The organism is Rhizobium sp. KNZ14-9A, assembly GCF_056755015.1.
Map to the genome: position 1 here is coordinate 3286297 of NZ_JBPGXB010000002.1, position 15241 is coordinate 3301537.

The 15241-nt window shown below is 60.7% G+C and carries 18 protein-coding genes; 10 read left to right on the top strand and 8 right to left on the bottom strand.

Features of this window, described 5'->3' with window-relative positions; genetic code table 11:
• Window positions 1-58 precede the first annotated feature (58 nt).
• From ACR9ZQ_RS23080 to ACR9ZQ_RS23090, 3 genes are all read left to right on the top strand, one after another.
• Window positions 59-982, top strand: coding sequence for a sulfite exporter TauE/SafE family protein (locus ACR9ZQ_RS23080; protein WP_113322951.1), 924 nt, complete (start codon window positions 59-61; stop codon window positions 980-982).
• Entirely contained in the window at window positions 982-1782 is an 801-nt protein-coding gene (locus ACR9ZQ_RS23085; RefSeq protein WP_310378977.1) for a TIGR02186 family protein, read from the top strand. The genes ACR9ZQ_RS23080 and ACR9ZQ_RS23085 overlap by 1 nt, the downstream gene beginning before the upstream one ends.
• A gap of 226 nt (window positions 1783-2008) precedes the next feature.
• The gene (locus ACR9ZQ_RS23090) at window positions 2009-2569 is read left to right on the top strand and encodes a dihydrofolate reductase family protein (protein ID WP_481428865.1); all 561 of its coding nucleotides are present in this window, start codon (window positions 2009-2011) and stop codon (window positions 2567-2569) included.
• Here the strand turns inward: ACR9ZQ_RS23090 and ACR9ZQ_RS23095 are convergent, their stop codons facing one another.
• The gene (locus ACR9ZQ_RS23095; RefSeq protein ID WP_481428866.1) at window positions 2570-3151 is read right to left on the bottom strand and encodes a TetR/AcrR family transcriptional regulator; all 582 of its coding nucleotides are present in this window, start codon (window positions 3149-3151) and stop codon (window positions 2570-2572) included.
• An 83-nt stretch (window positions 3152-3234) separates the two neighbouring features.
• Here ACR9ZQ_RS23095 and ACR9ZQ_RS23100 point away from each other — a divergent pair, with 83 nt between their 5' ends.
• Together ACR9ZQ_RS23100 and ACR9ZQ_RS23105 are read left to right on the top strand one after the other, a co-directional pair.
• Window positions 3235-4182 (top strand): alpha/beta hydrolase family protein, encoded by a 948-nt coding sequence (locus tag ACR9ZQ_RS23100; protein ID WP_481428867.1) that lies wholly within the window; start codon window positions 3235-3237, stop codon window positions 4180-4182.
• 57 nt (window positions 4183-4239) lie between these two features.
• Window positions 4240-4821 (top strand): transglycosylase SLT domain-containing protein, encoded by a 582-nt coding sequence (locus ACR9ZQ_RS23105; protein ID WP_310378984.1) that lies wholly within the window; start codon window positions 4240-4242, stop codon window positions 4819-4821.
• A gap of 35 nt (window positions 4822-4856) precedes the next feature.
• Here ACR9ZQ_RS23105 and pdeM read toward each other — a convergent pair whose 3' ends face one another.
• Complete coding sequence (gene pdeM, locus ACR9ZQ_RS23110) at window positions 4857-5594, bottom strand: ligase-associated DNA damage response endonuclease PdeM (protein WP_481428868.1); 738 nt, start codon at window positions 5592-5594, stop codon at window positions 4857-4859.
• A 21-nt stretch (window positions 5595-5615) separates the two neighbouring features.
• A complete protein-coding gene (locus tag ACR9ZQ_RS23115) occupies window positions 5616-8126 on the bottom strand; it encodes a ligase-associated DNA damage response DEXH box helicase (protein WP_481428869.1) in 2511 nt (836 codons plus the stop codon).
• Between the two features lie 96 nt (window positions 8127-8222).
• On the opposite strand from ACR9ZQ_RS23115, the gene ACR9ZQ_RS23120 reads away from it, so the two are divergent.
• Entirely contained in the window at window positions 8223-8723 is a 501-nt protein-coding gene (locus ACR9ZQ_RS23120) for an RrF2 family transcriptional regulator (RefSeq protein WP_310378989.1), read from the top strand.
• A gap of 36 nt (window positions 8724-8759) precedes the next feature.
• Complete coding sequence (locus ACR9ZQ_RS23125; RefSeq protein ID WP_481428870.1) at window positions 8760-9221, top strand: carboxymuconolactone decarboxylase family protein; 462 nt, start codon at window positions 8760-8762, stop codon at window positions 9219-9221.
• Window positions 9222-9289: 68 nt separating this feature from the next.
• Here ACR9ZQ_RS23125 and ACR9ZQ_RS23130 read toward each other — a convergent pair whose 3' ends face one another.
• The 3 genes from ACR9ZQ_RS23130 to ACR9ZQ_RS23140 form a co-directional block, all read right to left on the bottom strand.
• Complete coding sequence (locus ACR9ZQ_RS23130; RefSeq protein ID WP_310380111.1) at window positions 9290-9457, bottom strand: hypothetical protein; 168 nt, start codon at window positions 9455-9457, stop codon at window positions 9290-9292.
• Between the two features lie 211 nt (window positions 9458-9668).
• Entirely contained in the window at window positions 9669-10304 is a 636-nt protein-coding gene (locus tag ACR9ZQ_RS23135) for a YitT family protein (protein WP_310378991.1), read from the bottom strand.
• Window positions 10305-10498: 194 nt separating this feature from the next.
• A complete protein-coding gene (locus tag ACR9ZQ_RS23140) occupies window positions 10499-11431 on the bottom strand; it encodes a class I SAM-dependent DNA methyltransferase (protein WP_310378993.1) in 933 nt (310 codons plus the stop codon).
• A 140-nt stretch (window positions 11432-11571) separates the two neighbouring features.
• Here ACR9ZQ_RS23140 and ACR9ZQ_RS23145 point away from each other — a divergent pair, with 140 nt between their 5' ends.
• The 3 genes from ACR9ZQ_RS23145 to ACR9ZQ_RS23155 are packed head-to-tail and all read left to right on the top strand — an operon-like array spanning window position 11572 to window position 13716.
• Window positions 11572-11838, top strand: coding sequence for a DUF6460 domain-containing protein (locus tag ACR9ZQ_RS23145; RefSeq protein ID WP_007821228.1), 267 nt, complete (start codon window positions 11572-11574; stop codon window positions 11836-11838).
• Window position 11839: 1 nt separating this feature from the next.
• Window positions 11840-12337: a CAP domain-containing protein gene (locus ACR9ZQ_RS23150; RefSeq protein WP_310378996.1), complete on the top strand. Its 498-nt coding sequence runs from the start codon at window positions 11840-11842 to the stop codon at window positions 12335-12337.
• Window positions 12338-12369: 32 nt separating this feature from the next.
• Entirely contained in the window at window positions 12370-13716 is a 1347-nt protein-coding gene (locus tag ACR9ZQ_RS23155; protein WP_481428871.1) for an MATE family efflux transporter, read from the top strand.
• On the opposite strand, the gene ACR9ZQ_RS23160 is transcribed toward ACR9ZQ_RS23155, so the two are convergent.
• The gene (locus ACR9ZQ_RS23160; RefSeq protein ID WP_310379000.1) at window positions 13692-14780 is read right to left on the bottom strand and encodes a quinone-dependent dihydroorotate dehydrogenase; all 1089 of its coding nucleotides are present in this window, start codon (window positions 14778-14780) and stop codon (window positions 13692-13694) included. The genes ACR9ZQ_RS23155 and ACR9ZQ_RS23160 overlap by 25 nt on opposite strands.
• Window positions 14777-15130, bottom strand: a complete 354-nt coding sequence (locus ACR9ZQ_RS23165; protein WP_310379002.1) for a DUF952 domain-containing protein — start codon at window positions 15128-15130, stop codon at window positions 14777-14779. The genes ACR9ZQ_RS23160 and ACR9ZQ_RS23165 overlap by 4 nt, the downstream gene beginning before the upstream one ends.
• Between the last annotated feature and the right edge of the window lie 111 nt (window positions 15131-15241).

Genomic DNA, 15241 nt, shown 5'->3' on the forward strand with positions numbered 1-15241 from the left:
TTCGAATGGGGACATGAGAGTGCCGCCCCGGCAGGAGCGGCAATAATCGGGGTCGGCTGTGACAATCTATCTGCCCATCGCAGAATTGTCGGTGAACATCTTCATCATTCTCGGCATGGGGGCTGCCGTCGGTTTCCTGTCCGGCATGTTCGGCGTTGGCGGCGGCTTCCTGATCACGCCCCTCCTGATCTTCTACAACATCCCCCCGGTCGTCGCCGTCGCGACAGGCGCCAACCAGGTGGTGGCTTCCTCGATATCGGGGGCGATCACACATTTCCGGCGCGGTACGCTGGATGTGAAGCTCGGTACGGTGCTGCTTGTCGGCGGTCTTTCGGGCGCGACGGTCGGCATCTGGATTTTCTCGTTGCTGCGCGCCATCGGTCAGCTCGACCTCTTCATCTCCCTGCTTTACGTCGTCTTCCTCGGTACGGTCGGCGGGCTGATGCTTTGGGAAAGCGTCAACGCCATGCGCCGTGCCGCCCGTAACGAAGCGCCTGCCCCACGGCGACCGGGCCATCAGCACTGGGTGCACAAGCTGCCGCTGAAGGTGCGATTCAAGAAATCGAAGATCTATCTCTCGGTGATCCCGATCGTGACACTCGGATTTTCGATCGGCATCCTCACCTCTGTGATGGGTGTCGGCGGCGGCTTCATCATGGTGCCGGCGATGATCTACCTGCTGCGCATCCCGACCAATGTGGTCGTCGGGACCTCGCTCTTCCAGATCATCTTCGTGACCGCCTATACGACGATCGTGCAGGCGGCGACCAACTATTCGGTCGATATCGTGCTCGCCTTCTTCCTGATGCTCGCCGGCGTCATCGGTGCGCAGTATGGCGTGCGCGTCGGCCAGCGGCTGCGTGGCGAACAGTTGCGCGCTCTGCTCGGCCTGCTGGTTCTTGCCGTCGGCCTGCGCCTTGCAGTCGCACTGGTCGTGACACCGGAAGACATCTATTCGGTGGTCATGGGAATGGGGAACTGATGCTTCGGCTCCTCCTGCTCCTTGCCCTTCTCATGCCTGTCGCCGCCTGGGCACAGGTGCTGCTGCCCGGACAGGGAACGACGCGGGCAGAGCGCGAGGGGCTGGAAATCGGCACTTCCACCAGCGAAATCGCCATTACCTCCGATTTCCGCGGCGCGGATCTGACGATTTTCGGCGCGGTGACGAATACCGACGACCTGCTGCTCGCCATCGGCCAGTATGATGTCATCGTGGTTCTAGAAGGCCCGCGCGAAGACGCCACGGTGCGCAAGAAGGAGCGGGTCTTCGGCATCTGGATCAATACCTCGTCAATGACCTTTGCCGACGTACCGCATTCCTATTCGATGTCGAGTTCGCGCTCCATCGATGACATCACGACGCCGCTCGACCTGACCGGAGAGGGTATCGGCATCGACCATATTCCGCTGCGGCCGATCGATTTTGCCGGCAACTTCAACAGTCTCAACGAATTCCGCACCGCCTTCAGGCGTCTGCAGCAGTCGGGCGGGCTTTACGAGCGCGATCCGAGCGGCGTTCGTTTCGTCTCCTCCAACCTCTTCAAGGCAAGCCTGCGGCTGCCGGCCAATATTCCGAACGGCGTGCATACGGTGCGTGCCTATCTGTTTAAGAGCGGGAAGTTCGTAACGCAGAAATCGCAGCCGCTGCGCGTCATCAAGACGGGCATCGAGCAGACGATTACCGACGCGGCGCATGAGCAACCGATTTTCTACGGCTGCTTTGCGGTGCTGCTGGCCGTGCTGACGGGATGGGGCGCCAGCCTGATTTTCCGCAAGGATTGATCGGGCGGAGTTCCGCCGTGGCGGCGATGACTTTCAAATGGCTTTTATCAAACGTTCGGGGACGGTGACGTGCCCGGTGGGCGGACGCTTGTCCCGATACCCGCCACAGCCACCCTTCAAACTCTTCTTGCTTAAGACCGCTTGCATTTTGCTACCAGTCAAGCTAGCTTCAAAACCAGTTGTTTATAGCAACTGGTTTTGAAGAGCATAGTCCAAGGAGGATGAGATGAGGAAGCTTGTTGTCTGGAACCTGATGACGCTGGACGGTTACTTCGAAGGGACGAAGCCGTGGGACATCGAGTTCCACAATCTGGCCTGGGGGCCGGAGCTCGAAAAATATGCCGAGCAGTTCGGCGAGGAAGGCGACCTTTTGGTCTTCGGCCGCAAGACCTATGAGGGCATGGCAGCCTACTGGCCGAGCGCGGAGAGCGAAGACAAGATCAAGGCCTATATGAACGGCATCGCCAAGATCGCCGTCTCGCGGACCATGGAAAAGGCGGACTGGAACAATACGCGCGTCGTCAATGATCCGGTATCGGAACTGAAGCGGCTGAAGGAAGAGGATGGCAAGACGATCTTCATCTTCGGCAGCGCCGAACTTGCCGATACCATGCTGAAGGCGGGGTTGGTGGATGAAATTCGCATCTGCCTCGTGCCCGTTATTCTCGGCCGCGGTAATCCGCATTTCAAGCCTGCGGACGCACAGCGGGCCCTGAAACTGCTCGACTCGTCCGTGACGAAGAGCGGCGCAGTGATCCTGCGCTACGAGCCCGTCAGGGCAGTCTGATCACTTGCCTTTACCGGCTGCAGCCACCAAGGTTGCGGCCGCTTCGCCCGCTGTTTCCATATAGGTGGGATCGCGATGCAGGAGTACGGCGGCAAAGGAGCCGTCAAGCAGCAAAACGACCTGGCGGGCGAGCTTTGGCGCCTCGACAGGATGCTGCTCCTCGAAGAGAGCAGCGAGCCATTGCTCGACATTCTTCTTATGCGCGGCACCAACCTTGATGGCGGGATGGCCGGGCATATTGGCAAGTTCAGCCGAGGTCCTGAGATAACCGCAGCCCTTCCATTTCGGATGCCGGGCGGAGCGAGCCAGATTGTCGAATATACCCTTCACCTTCGCCGCCAGATCCCCATCCGTTTCCGCAAACCAGCGCCGATAGACCGCAAGATTGGGCTGGTCTCGGGTTTCCAGATAGGCGGCGATCAGGTCGTCCTTGCTGTCGAAATGATAATAGAGGGTCCGCTTCGTGACATCAGCTTTCTCCGCCACGGCATCGACGCTCACGGCCCGGATGCCTTCGCTGTAGAACAGTTTGGCCGCAGCGGCGACGATGCGTTCGCGTGTGTCGGAAGCGGATTTGACCATGTCGGCAATGTATACCGACTAGTGAGTATCCTCAATATCAGCTGTCGCCTACTGTCCCCCAAGTGCAGGCAAGGGAGAGATATATGCCGGCTGCAAGAAAACCCAGGAAGAGCGACCTTGCGCGGGAGGCGGAAGCTGTCGCGATCGGCTGCCGTGACGGCGTGGAACTTCGCGGCCATCTCTGGAGTGCAATCAGCGACCGCAACAATGGCAGCGTCGTCATCAATCCGGCAACCGGCGTCGCGGCACACTATTATCACTACTATGCGCGCTTTCTTGCCGAACACGGCTTTGACGTGCTGACCTATGATTATCGCGGCATCGGCCTGTCGCGCCCGGAACGGTTACGCGGCTGCGGCTATCGCTGGCGGGACTGGGGTGAACGGGATTTCGATGCGGCGCTGCTTTTCATGGATGGCCAGCGGCCCGGCCAGCCGCTTTTCGTCGTCGGACACAGTATCGGCGGCTTTCTGCCCGGCCTTTCGGCGCATGCCGACCGCATCACGCGCATGCTTGCAGTCGGTGCGCAATATGGGAACTGGCGAGATTATTCCCCCGCGCACCGCTGGCGACTGCTCCTGAAATGGCATCTTTTCATGCCAGCGGCGACCTTGCTGTTCGGCTATTTTCCGGGGCGGCGTCTCGGCTGGCTCGAGGATCTTCCGAAGAGCGTTGCGCTCGACTGGGCGTTCCAGCGGGGGTGGATCGATCCTCATCCATCGGCTGCCGAAAGAGCCGGTGCGTCGAAGCCCTTTGAGAATTTTCACGCACCAATCCTGAGCCTCACCGTCACCGATGATGAGATTGCGACTGTCCACGCTATCAGGCGCGGTCTTTCCCATTATCGCAACGCAAAGGTGGAAGAAGTGCTGCTGATGCCTGAAGATCTTGGATTTCCGAAGATCGGACATTTCGATCTTTTCCACGCCCGCCACGCCGCCGGCTTCTGGCTCGACACTCTGCTCTGGCTGCGGGACGGCACCAATCCCTGGCCTGGTAAAAAGCCATCGGAACATCTCGTATTCGCATAAAAACCGCTCTTTAACGTTTACGAGTTAGTAATCTCTCGGAAACGAGAGGTTTGTAGCATGCGTACTCGTATCGTGCTCGCGGTCATCGGGCTGGCCCTGCTTGCCGGCTGCGCGACAGCGCCCCGCCAGACGAGAAATATCTGCGCCGTCTTCGATCAGAAGGATGGTCTCTTCACAAGCTGGCAGGGTGCTGCGGAGCGTGCGGAGAAGAAATACGGTGTGCCGGTGCCAATCCTGATGGCGACCATGTATGTCGAATCCGGCTTCCAGCCTTATGCGCGGCCGCCGCGCACGAAACTCTTCGGTTTCATTCCCTGGACGCGGCCTTCGACGGCCTATGGCTATTCGCAGGCGCTGAACGGGACCTGGGACCACTACCAGTCCGAAACCGGCAACTGGGCCGCAACGCGTACCAACTTCGCCGACGCGATCGATTTCATCGGCTGGTACCACTACAGCAACAGCCAGGCGACGGGTATTCCGCTCAACGACGCCTATGGTCTCTACCTTGCCTATTATTCCGGTCCGACGGGATACAAGCGCGGCGACTGGCGCAACAATGGTCAGCTGCAGCAGACGGCGCAGAAGTTTGCGCGGATGGCCGGGACCTATCAGCAGCAATTGCAGGGATGCAATTGAGTTATTCCCTTCTCCCAGTGGGAAAGGGGGAGGTGTCAGCCCCGCAAATTGTCGTACCGGACCGAATAGATCCTGTCACGCCCGAGCAGATGAGCAATCAGCGACGCCTTGTCGAAGAGACCCTTCATAGCCTTGTGGCCGAGGTCGAGACCACCGCTCATGACGCCGAAGGCGGGCATCAGCAGGCGGGCGCCGTCCGTGGCGAAGCAGGGACGGCGAACGGATTTTTCGCGGCGGCGGACGGTGGCTGCGGGATGCAGATGGCCGGCGATTTCACCCTTCTGCAAGCCATCGCGCGGCTCATGACGGAAGGTCAGGCCGGCATAATATAGCTCGTCCGAACAGGTGCCCGGCAGGTCGACGGTGCCGTCAGGGTCGTGATTGCCGTTGATCCAGATCCATTCGCGGCCGCGGGCCATTTCGACGATCAGGGTGCGGAAGGCATCCGGCAGGTGCCGCGAGCCGACACGGTCGTGAAAATTGTCGCCGAGCGAAATGACGATTTTCGGGTCGTAGCGGGAGATGACGGCTGCGAGCACGGTGAGCGTCACCAGCGTATCGTAAGGCGGCAACATCATGCCGCGGCGGGCAAAGGCCGCCCCTTTTTCCAGATGCAGGTCGGAGACGACGAGAATGCCGGCATCCGGCAGATAGAGCGCGCCAAGCGGATCGCAGACGGCCGCAACACCGTGAATGGCGGTTTCGACGCCCGGTATTGCGGCAAGGCCAGTCATGTCGCGCGCGAGCGCCAGGCGGTTCATCACTTCAGTCATTCCAAGTTTCAGGCCAAGTTCTTATGCCATCGCCTCGGCGATCAGATCGTCGGCGGCTTCGGCAAGCAGGGCGTCATGAGCCTGACCCGGTACCGATTCCCGGCCGATTTCCAGCATGACCGGCACGGCGAGCGGCGAAATATGATCCAGCGCCCGGTGGGTGATGTGGCCCTTGATTCGCCTCAGCATATCGCCAAGGCGGGAAATATCCAAAAGACCGGTCGAAGCATCTTGCCGTGTTGCCTGCAGCAGGATGTGATCGGGCTCGTGGGTGCGCAGCACATCATAGATCAGGTCGGCGGAGACGGTGATCTGCCGGCCGGTCTTTTCCTTTCCCGGATGGCGCCGCTCGATCAAACCTGCGATCACGGCACAATTGCGGAAGGTGCGCTTCAGAAGGAAGGATTCATTCAGCCAGGATTCCAGATCGTCGCCCAGCATGTCCTCATCGAAGAGATCGGAAAGACTGAGGCGGCCGTTGGCGATCATCAGGCCGAGATCTTCAAGCCCCCAGATGGCAAGGGAATAATCCGTTGCGACGAAACCGAGGGGTTTAGCCCCTGTCCTGTCCAGACGGCGGGTAAGCAGCATGCCGAGCGTCTGATGTGCGAGCCGACCTTCGAAGGGATAGATGACCATGTAACCGCGGCTGCCGCGCGGGAAGGTTTCGATCAACAGCTCGTCGCGTTTCGGCAGGAGAGATTTTTCTTTCTGCAGTGAGAGCCAGTCTCGCACCTGATCCGGCAGGCGGTGCCAGCGGTCGGGATCATCGAGCATCGAGCGGACCTGATCGGCAAGGTAGGTCGAGAGCGGGAACTTGCCGCCGGCATAGGAAGGGATTTTCGGATCGAAGGAATAGGCCTGGCTCACCAGCGCCTCGTTTTCCCGGATGCCTTCGAAGCGGAGCACCTTGCCGGAGAAGATGAAAGTATCGCCCGGGGCGAGCTGTTCGAGGAAATATTCCTCGACCTTGCCTAGCACTGCACCCGGACGGCCAAGCCTGCCGCCGTCGCCGCGTTTGGCCATGCGGATGTTCAGCATCGGATCCTCGACAATGGTGCCGAGGTTCAGGCGATATTGCTGGGCGACCTGCGGATTGGAGACACGCCAGCGGCCTTCCTTGGTCTTGCGGATGCGGGCATAACGCTCATAGGTGCGCAGGGCGTAGCCGCCGGTCGCGACGAAGTCGACGACACGCTCGAATGTCTCCCATGGAAGATCGGCATAGGGCGAGGCGCTGGTGATCTCATCATAGAGTTCCAGCATGTCGAAGGGTTCGGCGCAGGCCATGCCGAGCACGTGCTGGGCAAGCACATCGAGTCCACCGCGGCCGACGGGGGGCGTATCTTGCGCGCCGATGTAATTCGCATCGAGCGCTGCCTGGCACTCCATGACCTCGAAACGGTTGGCGGGAACGAGGATCGCCTTCGACGGCTCGTCCATGCGGTGGTTGGCGCGGCCGATACGCTGGGCAAGGCGCGAGGCGCCCTTGGGCGCACCAACATGGATGACGAGGTCGACATCGCCCCAGTCGATGCCGAGATCAAGCGTGGAGGTGGCGACAACGGCGCGCAGCCGGTTGGCAGCCATGGCGGCCTCGACCTTGCGGCGCTGGGCAACATCGAGGGAACCATGATGGAGCGCGATCGGCAGATTTTCCTCGTTGACCGTCCAGAGCTCCTGAAAGAGCATTTCGGCCTGCGAGCGGGTATTGACGAAAAGCAGCGTCGTCTTGTGATCGATGAGCTGTCGATAGACATCCGGGATCGCATATTTGGCGGCATGGCCGGACCAGGGGATGCGCTCCTCTGTATCGAGAATGGAGATATCGGGCTTGGCACCGCCTTCGACAAGCACGAGGCCGGCGTGGTTTTCCTTGCCCTCCTGCTGCGCCACCAGCCATTTCTGCAGATCCAGGGGTTCGGCCACGGTGGCTGAAAGACCGATGGTCTTCAGATCGGGCGCCAGCCGGCGCAGCCGGGCAAGGCCGAGCGAGAGCATATGGCCGCGCTTGGAGGTGACGAGCGAATGAAGCTCGTCGAAGATGACGTATTTCAGGTCCTTGAAGAAGCGCTCGGCTTCGCGGTTTGCCAGAAGCAGGGCGACCTGCTCCGGTGTCGTCAGCAATATATCCGGCGGGTTCAGCTTCTGGCGCTGACGCTTGGCATTCGGCGTGTCGCCGGTGCGGTTCTCGATCGAGATCGGCAGGCCCATTTCGGTGACGGGCTTCGTCAGGTTGCGCTCGATATCGACGGCCAGCGCCTTCAGCGGCGAGATGTAGAGCGTGTGGATGCCGGTAAAGGCGGAACCCGGCGGGATCTTGCCGCGGCGCGTGAGGTCGGTCAGCGACGGCAGGAACCCGGCGAGCGTCTTGCCGGCACCGGTCGGCGCAATCAGCAGCGTGCTCTCGCCGGCTTCGGCACGGGCCAGCAATTCAAGCTGGTGGGCGCGCGGGCGCCAGCCCTTTTCCGCAAACCAGCGGAGAAAGGGTGTAGGCAAGGCAAGGCTGGTCTCGGCATCGATCTGATCCACGGGGCAAATGTAGTTCAAACGCGGGCGAATAGAAGCGGTATTGACTCCCCAGCATAATCGTGGATAAATAATATCCATGATTAAAGGAGATCGGCTGTGAAGCTTGGTGACGGCGTCGAACAGAGCATTCATTGCACGGCGGTACTATCAGGGCTTTCGGCGGGCGGCGTGCTATCGGCCGCAGCCCTCGCCGAGTATCACGGCGTATCGACGAGCTATCTGCTGAAGCACCTGCAGGCGCTTTCGGGAGCCGGAATTCTGGAGACAGTGCCGGGGCCGAAGGGCGGCTACCGGCTGGCGAAGAAGCCGGAAGACATTTCGCTGCTCGATATCGTGCTCGCGGTCGAAGGCCCGGCGCCGGCCTTCCGCTGCGCCGAGATCCGCCAGCGCGGACCGAATCCGCTGCCGCAGCGCTATTTCACCAAGCCCTGCCAGGTCACGGCGGCAATGCTCAGAGCCGAGCGCGCCTATCGCGCCGAACTCGCGAGCACCAGCATCGCCGACATTCTGACAGAGCTTTCCGCTGATGATGACGGCGGGATCGCAGCCAGAGGCTGCGCCTTCATGGAAATGCATGAAAGAAAAGTGGCTCGCTGAGCCCCTAACACAAACCCCAACCCAAGGAGAAATACCATGCAAGCACGTTTCAACTTCGGCAAAGCCGCTCCGGATGCCTATAAGGCCGTCGTCGCTCTGGAGCAGTATGTGCAGGAATCCGGACTGGATAAGCGCTTCATTCACCTGATCAAGCTTCGTGCCTCGCAGATCAATGGCTGCGCCTATTGCGTCGACATGCATTCGAAGGAAGCGCGCCATCACGGGCTTTCCGAACAGTGGATCAACCTGATGTGCGTCTGGCGGGAATCGCCGGTTTACGACGCCCGCGAACGCGCGCTGCTCGGCTGGGTCGATGCGGTGACGAAGATTGCAGAGACTGGTGCGCCGGATGCCGATTACGAAGCCCTGAAGGCGCATTTCTCTGAAGAAGAAATGACCAAGATCACGGTTGCGATCGGCACTATCAATATCTGGAACCGGCTTGCTGTCGGCTTCCGCAGCCAGCATCCGATCGATGCGCCGCAGAACGCAGCCTGATAGATTCTGCCTATAGGGAATTCATCCCAGCGACCGACCCGAAGGTTTCGGGTCGGTTGATTATATGGTCACCCGTGATCCGTCGTGGCCCGTGCGGCAACGGCTCCAGGCCATTTGCCCGAGAGGTCGACGCTGTTGAATATGTCGCGAACGACCTTGGCGATTTCCTCTGCAGAAGAACCCTTGGCATATTCTTCCTGCATGCGGCGTCTGACAAGCTTTTCCAAATCTGACATAGCTCACCTCATCATATCCGGCGCGAGGAGAAGTGTCGCGCCAGGACCGATCACGGGCAAGTTACGTTTTGTTTAGAATGGCTTACGGATTTGTAAGGTTAGAACTGCCCCAAAGCGTGTCGCGATCCTTCAGATTCGCCTACCACGCCTTAGGCTCTTGTCTTCGCATGTCGTTATCGCAAAACCGCTGCACAGTTTTGTGCGACATGCTTTAGAGCGCGATGTAGCGGTCGGCCCTGTGGTTGACGGCGACGAAGAGGTTGAGGACCACGGCACCGAGCACGGAATAGAAGACGACCGGTGGCGTGGTGACGAAAAAGGCGGCGGCCAGCACGCACATATCGATCACAAGCTGCACGAGGCCGGCGCGGATGCCGAAACGCTCCTGCATATAGATGCCGAGAATGCCGACGCCGCCGAGGCTGGCGCGATGGCGATAGAGCGCCAGAAGGCCGTAGCCAAGCAGCAGACCACCAAGAAGAGCCGCCCAGGCCGGATGAATGGCGGCGATCTCCATAACCTTCGGCTGCAGGCTAGTGAGAAGCGAGGTCAGGCCGATAGCGATGAACGTCTTGATCGTGAAGGCCGTGCCAAGGCGCTTCCACGAGAGATAGAAGAAGGGCAGGTTGAGCAGGAAGAAGGCGAGGCCGAAATTCACGCCGAAAGCATAGTGCAGCAGGAAGGCAATGCCGGCGGTGCTGCCGGTGAGAAGGCCGGCACTGGCGAGCACATAAAGGCCGAGCGCGGAAACGAGGCTGCCGGAGAATATGCCTTGCACATCCTCGACCGGCGTGTGGCGCGTCGCAGTGGTGTTCCAGAAACCGAGGGCACTGATGAGCTGGCTCATGACGCGATCTCCAATAGCGGCGGCTCCGGACAGGCCGGAGGAAGAGGAAATGTAAGGGTGGATGCGGCGCGTGCTGCGCTTTGGGGGCGCGTCGCTTCTCGCGGAATGGCCGGATTATCAGGCCTTGCAAGGTTGCGTGCAAGCGAAATACGTAAGTAATGCTGACCTATTTTAAAATCGCAAGAAATATGCGTTCAGTCGGTCTTGCGCGTAAGGAACAGAATGCCGGAAACCGGTTTGCCGCCATCTTTGCGAATGGTGGTTTTGACGATGTCGAGGATTTCGAGACCGTGCGCCGCTGCCAGCCCTTCGACATAGGATTGGGAGTGGGCATAACGCAGTGACGGCGCCAGGCTGAAGCCATCGCCTTCGCCGCCATCCTCGACCGAAAAGACAAAATCGGCGCCCGCTATGGCGAGGTCGTCGAGGATCGCAAAGACGCTTTCCAGATTGCCGAGATACATCAGCACGTCGGCGGCGGTGACGAGATCGGCGCGGTGCCGCGCGCCATCGGTAAAGAGACCGGAGGCTTCGGACGCCAGCGACAGGTCTGCCTGGGCGAGGTGGTCGTAGATATGCTTTTCGGCAGCCTTCGCCAGCATGTTCTGCGACAGGTCGAAACCTTCGAGCTCCGTGACTTGGGCGCGGATTTCAGGACCGAGCAGGCCCGTACCGCAGCCGAGATCAACGGCACGCCGATAGTGCCTTCCGGTCGACGCGACGAGCGCCGCAAGTTTCTGCGGAACGGAATAGTCCAGCTTCTCGACGAGCGAGGTCTCGAAACGATCGGCATAATCGTCGAAGAGGCGTTCAACATAGCGGCTTGGCGGCTGGGCCGGCGTCTCAGTGTCGCCGAGCAGAGCAAGCTTGAGGCTCGAGCCGAAAACATCCTCGGGATCGAGTTCCAGCGTACGGCGATAGGCTTCGACGGCGGCATCCGTTTTGCCCACCTTTTCCTGGTAGGTGGCGAGGCGGTACCAACCTGCAGCCCATGCCGGTACCAGTTCCAGCGCCTGTTCCATCAGCTCGGCGGCGGCATCCGGCTCGCCGCCCTCATCCAGCATCCTGGCGTAATCGGCACGGCGGTCGGCGATGACATCGCCGGATGAGAGCTGGCTTGGCTGCATGATTAGACCCTTTGGCTGGCGGCATTTGGCTTCGGCCACAAAAAAACTCAAGTCCTATTTCAGAGGCGGTGCTGTCTTGGCGGAAAAGGCTTGCGGGCGAATCGCCGCGACCGTATCTCAAGGCAAACAGGAGATGGCGCATGTCCGATCAGGTGAACAGGTTCCTCGGCGATTCCATTGGCCGCACGATCATCAAACTTTTGGTGGTGTCGCTGATCGTCGGCTTCGTCATGGCCATCTTTGGGCTGACCCCCTGGGAACTTATCTACAACTTCCGTGATTTCGTGATCCATCTATGGCGGCAGGGCTTCTCTGCGCTTGGCCGCGTCGGCGACTATCTGATCCTGGGTGCGACCATCGTCATCCCGATCTTCATCATCATCCGTCTTTTCAGCTATCGCAAATAACATGAGCTCAATCATCCTTTCACGCCGCGGCCTGCTGCAGCTTTCAGGTCTTGCACTGGTGGCCGGCATTGCCGGCTGCACGACGACCCCGAAACTTGCGACCACGCCTTCCAATGCCGCAGACGAGACGGCTTCTGCATTACCGCTCGTCAACCAGCTTCGCGCCAAGAACGGCCTGCCGCCGCTCAGCGTCGATCCGCATGCAAGTGCCGCCGCGATCTTCCAGGCCAAACGCATGGCAAGTGCGGGCAGGATGAAGCATCTGATGGGCATGACGGACAGTTTCGGCGCCCGCGTGAAGGCGAGCGGTGTTGCCCTGCCGGCCGCCGAAAACATCGCGTCGGGCCAGCAGAGCGTCGATGCGGTCGTCACCGCCTGGATCAACTCTCCCCACCATCTGGAAAATATGCTCGGGCGCTATAGCGGTATCGGCGTTGCCGTTGCACATAATACGTCTTCCAAGAACCTGCCCTATTGGGCCATGGTGCTTTCCAGCTGAGGCGATTCCGCCTCTCTCCCCAAGAGGCGGATATGGATACCGGCAGCAGCAGAAATACATTGGCATTCGACGTGACGCACCGGCTGGTGCTGTCGATCGCCATTCCGATGACGCTCGGCTTCATGACCACGCCGCTGCTCGGCATCACCAATACCGCCGTCGTCGGCCATATGGGCGATCCGGAAGCGCTGGCGGGGCTGGCGATCGGCGCCATGCTGTTCGACCTCATCATGGGCAGCTTCAATTTCCTGCGTGCCTCGACCACCGGCCTGACGGCGCAGGCGCTCGGGCGGCGTGACGCGCATGAGCAGCAGGCCGTGTTCTGGCGGGCGATCGTCTCGGCGCTCGGCTCCGGCCTGGCACTTCTCGTGCTATCACCGCTGTTGATCCTGATCGGGCTGAAGCTGATGGGGGCGGAGGGTCGGATTGCCGAGGCGACCAGCACCTATTTCTCGATCCGCATTCTCGCCGCACCGGCAGCGCTTGCCAATTACGCCCTTCTCGGCTTCGTCCTCGGCCGCGGTCAGGGTCGGACAGGGCTGCTGCTGCAGGCGCTGATCAACGGCATCAATATCCTGCTTTCCATCTATCTCGGGCTTTCGCTCGACTGGGGCGTTTCAGGCGTCGCCTGGGGCACGATGGCGGGCGAAACGGCGGGCGCGCTTGCCGGTCTTTTCATCGTGCTGCGCAGTTTCAACAAAGCGTATCGGCCAAGTCGGATGGAGGTCTTTTCGCGGAGCAAGCTCGCCGAACTCTTCGCGCTGAACCGCGACATCCTGATCCGCACCTTCGTGCTGATCGGCTCATTCGCGATCATGACCCGCATCGGCACCAGCTTCGGCGCCATAACACTGGCGGCCAATGCCGTGCTGATGAACTTCTTCCTGCTGTCGGGCTATTATCTCGACGGCCTTGCCAATGCCGCCGAGCAGATCACCGGCCGGGCGATCGGCGCGCAATACCGGCCCGCCTTCGACCGCGGTTTGAGACTCACGATCCTCTGGTCCTTCGGGCTGGCGGCGATCATTTCCGGCTTCTTCTATTTTGCCGGCCCAACTCTGATTTCAGTGTTGACCAATTCGCCCGAGGTCCAGGCAGCGGCCGAGACCTACCTGCCTTGGGCAGCGGTCACGGGGCTGACGGGTGCGCTTGCCTTCCTGATGGACGGCGTCTTCATCGGCGCGACATGGTCCGTCGACATGCGCAACCGGATGCTGATGTCCTTTGCAGGATATCTCGCCATGCTCGCCGTCTTCGTGCCGCTCTTCGGCAATCATGGCCTATGGCTGGCGATGAATGCCTTCCTGCTGTTTCGCGGTTTCTTCTTGGCAGTGCTGGTGAAGCCACGCGCGGCTCAGACGTTCCGAGCCGCCCAGTAATCGACGCGGCTGTCCCTGAGATCGCGGATCGAGGCAACCTTTTCACGGTCGAGCAGCTTCGACAGGCCGCGAACAATCGTGCCGGGAAGGCCCGGGCCTTCATAGACCATGCAGGAATAGAGCTGCACGAGATCGGCCCCGGCTCTGACCTTTTCCAGCGCCGTTTCGGCCGAGGACACGCCGCCGACACCAATGATCGGCAGGGACGGACCGACGCGCTTGCGCATCTTGGCGAGCACAGCGGTGGATTTCTCGAACAGCGGCACGCCGGAGAGGCCGCCGGTCTCCTTCGCCTGGAGCTGATCCTTCAAGCCGTCGCGGGAGAGCGTCGTGTTCGAGACGATGAGACCATCCAGCGCATGCGACAGCGCCTCCGCGGCAATGTCATCCATGCCCTCTTCGGTAAGATCAGGGGCGATCTTCAGGAAGACCGGGATTTTCCGGCCGGCCTTTTCGGCCTCCTCGTCGCGTGCCGTCAGCACGGCCGACAGGAGAGCAGCGAGGCTTTCGCGCGCCTGCAGATCGCGCAGGCCCGGCGTGTTGGGCGAGGAAATATTGGCGGTGAAATAGCGGGCGACCGAATAGAAGCGGCGGATGCCGGCGACATAGTCGGCGATCCGGTCCTCGCTATCCTTGTTAGCGCCGATATTGACGCCGACGATGCCCGCACGACCGATCTGCGTAAGACGGCGGAAGGCCGCTTCATGGCCTTCATTGTTGAAGCCAAGGCGGTTGATGACGCCTTCATCCTCCACCAGGCGGAAGATGCGCGGGCGCGGATTGCCCAATTGCGGCTTCGGTGTAACGGTGCCGATCTCAGTGAAGCCGAAACCGAGCTTCAGCAGTGCCTCCGGCACTTCCGCGTTCTTGTCATAGCCTGCCGCCATACCGAGCGGATTGGCAAAGTCGAGACCAGCAACGGTCTGGCGCAGTCGCGGATCCGGCGCGATGCGGCAGGCGGGCACGACGCCCGATTTCAGCGCCGCGATCGACATGCCGTGCGCGGTTTCCGGATCGAAGAGGAAGAGGCCCCGGCGGGCGATGCGCTTGAAAGGATCGATCACGGGGCAAGCTCCGGAAAGATGTGGAGGCCGGCATCGTCAAGCGATAAAGGCGCTTCCCAGAGGACGGCCGAAAGCGGCAGATCGGCATAAAGATGCGGGAAGAGCGCACCGCCCCGCGAGGGTTCGAAGACCAGCCTGTCACCGAAATTGCGGCCATCGATGGCGACGAGGACAAGGCCGGTCTGGCCGGCAAAATGCAGCGCTGCGGTCTGCTTGACCTGATCTGCCGTCGAGAAATGGATGAAGCCATCCTTGATATCGATGCCGGCGCCATGAAAAACGCCGGTTTGTCTGGCTTCCTGCCAGAGCGCCTCCGGCACGATCTTGTAAAGGGTCGGTGTCGCGGTCATGATGATCCCGTTGGTGGCCTTTTTGAGAAGGGGGCTGGCCTTCCTGATGAGGGCTTTGCCCCAAAGAGACGGCGATGTCCACGCCTGCGGGCGCAAAAACGGACAGGCACC

Coding starts and splice junctions, on each gene's coding strand:
- ACR9ZQ_RS23085 (WP_310378977.1), top strand. CDS start 982: ATGCTTCGGCTCCTCCTGCTCCTTGCCCTTCTCATGCCTGTCGCCGCC.
- ACR9ZQ_RS23090 (WP_481428865.1), top strand. CDS start 2,009: ATGAGGAAGCTTGTTGTCTGGAACCTGATGACGCTGGACGGTTACTTC.
- ACR9ZQ_RS23095 (WP_481428866.1), bottom strand. CDS start 3,151: ATGGTCAAATCCGCTTCCGACACACGCGAACGCATCGTCGCCGCTGCG.
- ACR9ZQ_RS23100 (WP_481428867.1), top strand. CDS start 3,235: ATGCCGGCTGCAAGAAAACCCAGGAAGAGCGACCTTGCGCGGGAGGCG.
- ACR9ZQ_RS23105 (WP_310378984.1), top strand. CDS start 4,240: ATGCGTACTCGTATCGTGCTCGCGGTCATCGGGCTGGCCCTGCTTGCC.
- pdeM (WP_481428868.1), bottom strand. CDS start 5,594: ATGACTGAAGTGATGAACCGCCTGGCGCTCGCGCGCGACATGACTGGC.
- ACR9ZQ_RS23125 (WP_481428870.1), top strand. CDS start 8,760: ATGCAAGCACGTTTCAACTTCGGCAAAGCCGCTCCGGATGCCTATAAG.
- ACR9ZQ_RS23130 (WP_310380111.1), bottom strand. CDS start 9,457: ATGTCAGATTTGGAAAAGCTTGTCAGACGCCGCATGCAGGAAGAATAT.
- ACR9ZQ_RS23135 (WP_310378991.1), bottom strand. CDS start 10,304: ATGAGCCAGCTCATCAGTGCCCTCGGTTTCTGGAACACCACTGCGACG.
- ACR9ZQ_RS23140 (WP_310378993.1), bottom strand. CDS start 11,431: ATGCAGCCAAGCCAGCTCTCATCCGGCGATGTCATCGCCGACCGCCGT.
- ACR9ZQ_RS23145 (WP_007821228.1), top strand. CDS start 11,572: ATGTCCGATCAGGTGAACAGGTTCCTCGGCGATTCCATTGGCCGCACG.
- ACR9ZQ_RS23150 (WP_310378996.1), top strand. CDS start 11,840: ATGAGCTCAATCATCCTTTCACGCCGCGGCCTGCTGCAGCTTTCAGGT.
- ACR9ZQ_RS23155 (WP_481428871.1), top strand. CDS start 12,370: ATGGATACCGGCAGCAGCAGAAATACATTGGCATTCGACGTGACGCAC.
- ACR9ZQ_RS23165 (WP_310379002.1), bottom strand. CDS start 15,130: ATGACCGCGACACCGACCCTTTACAAGATCGTGCCGGAGGCGCTCTGG.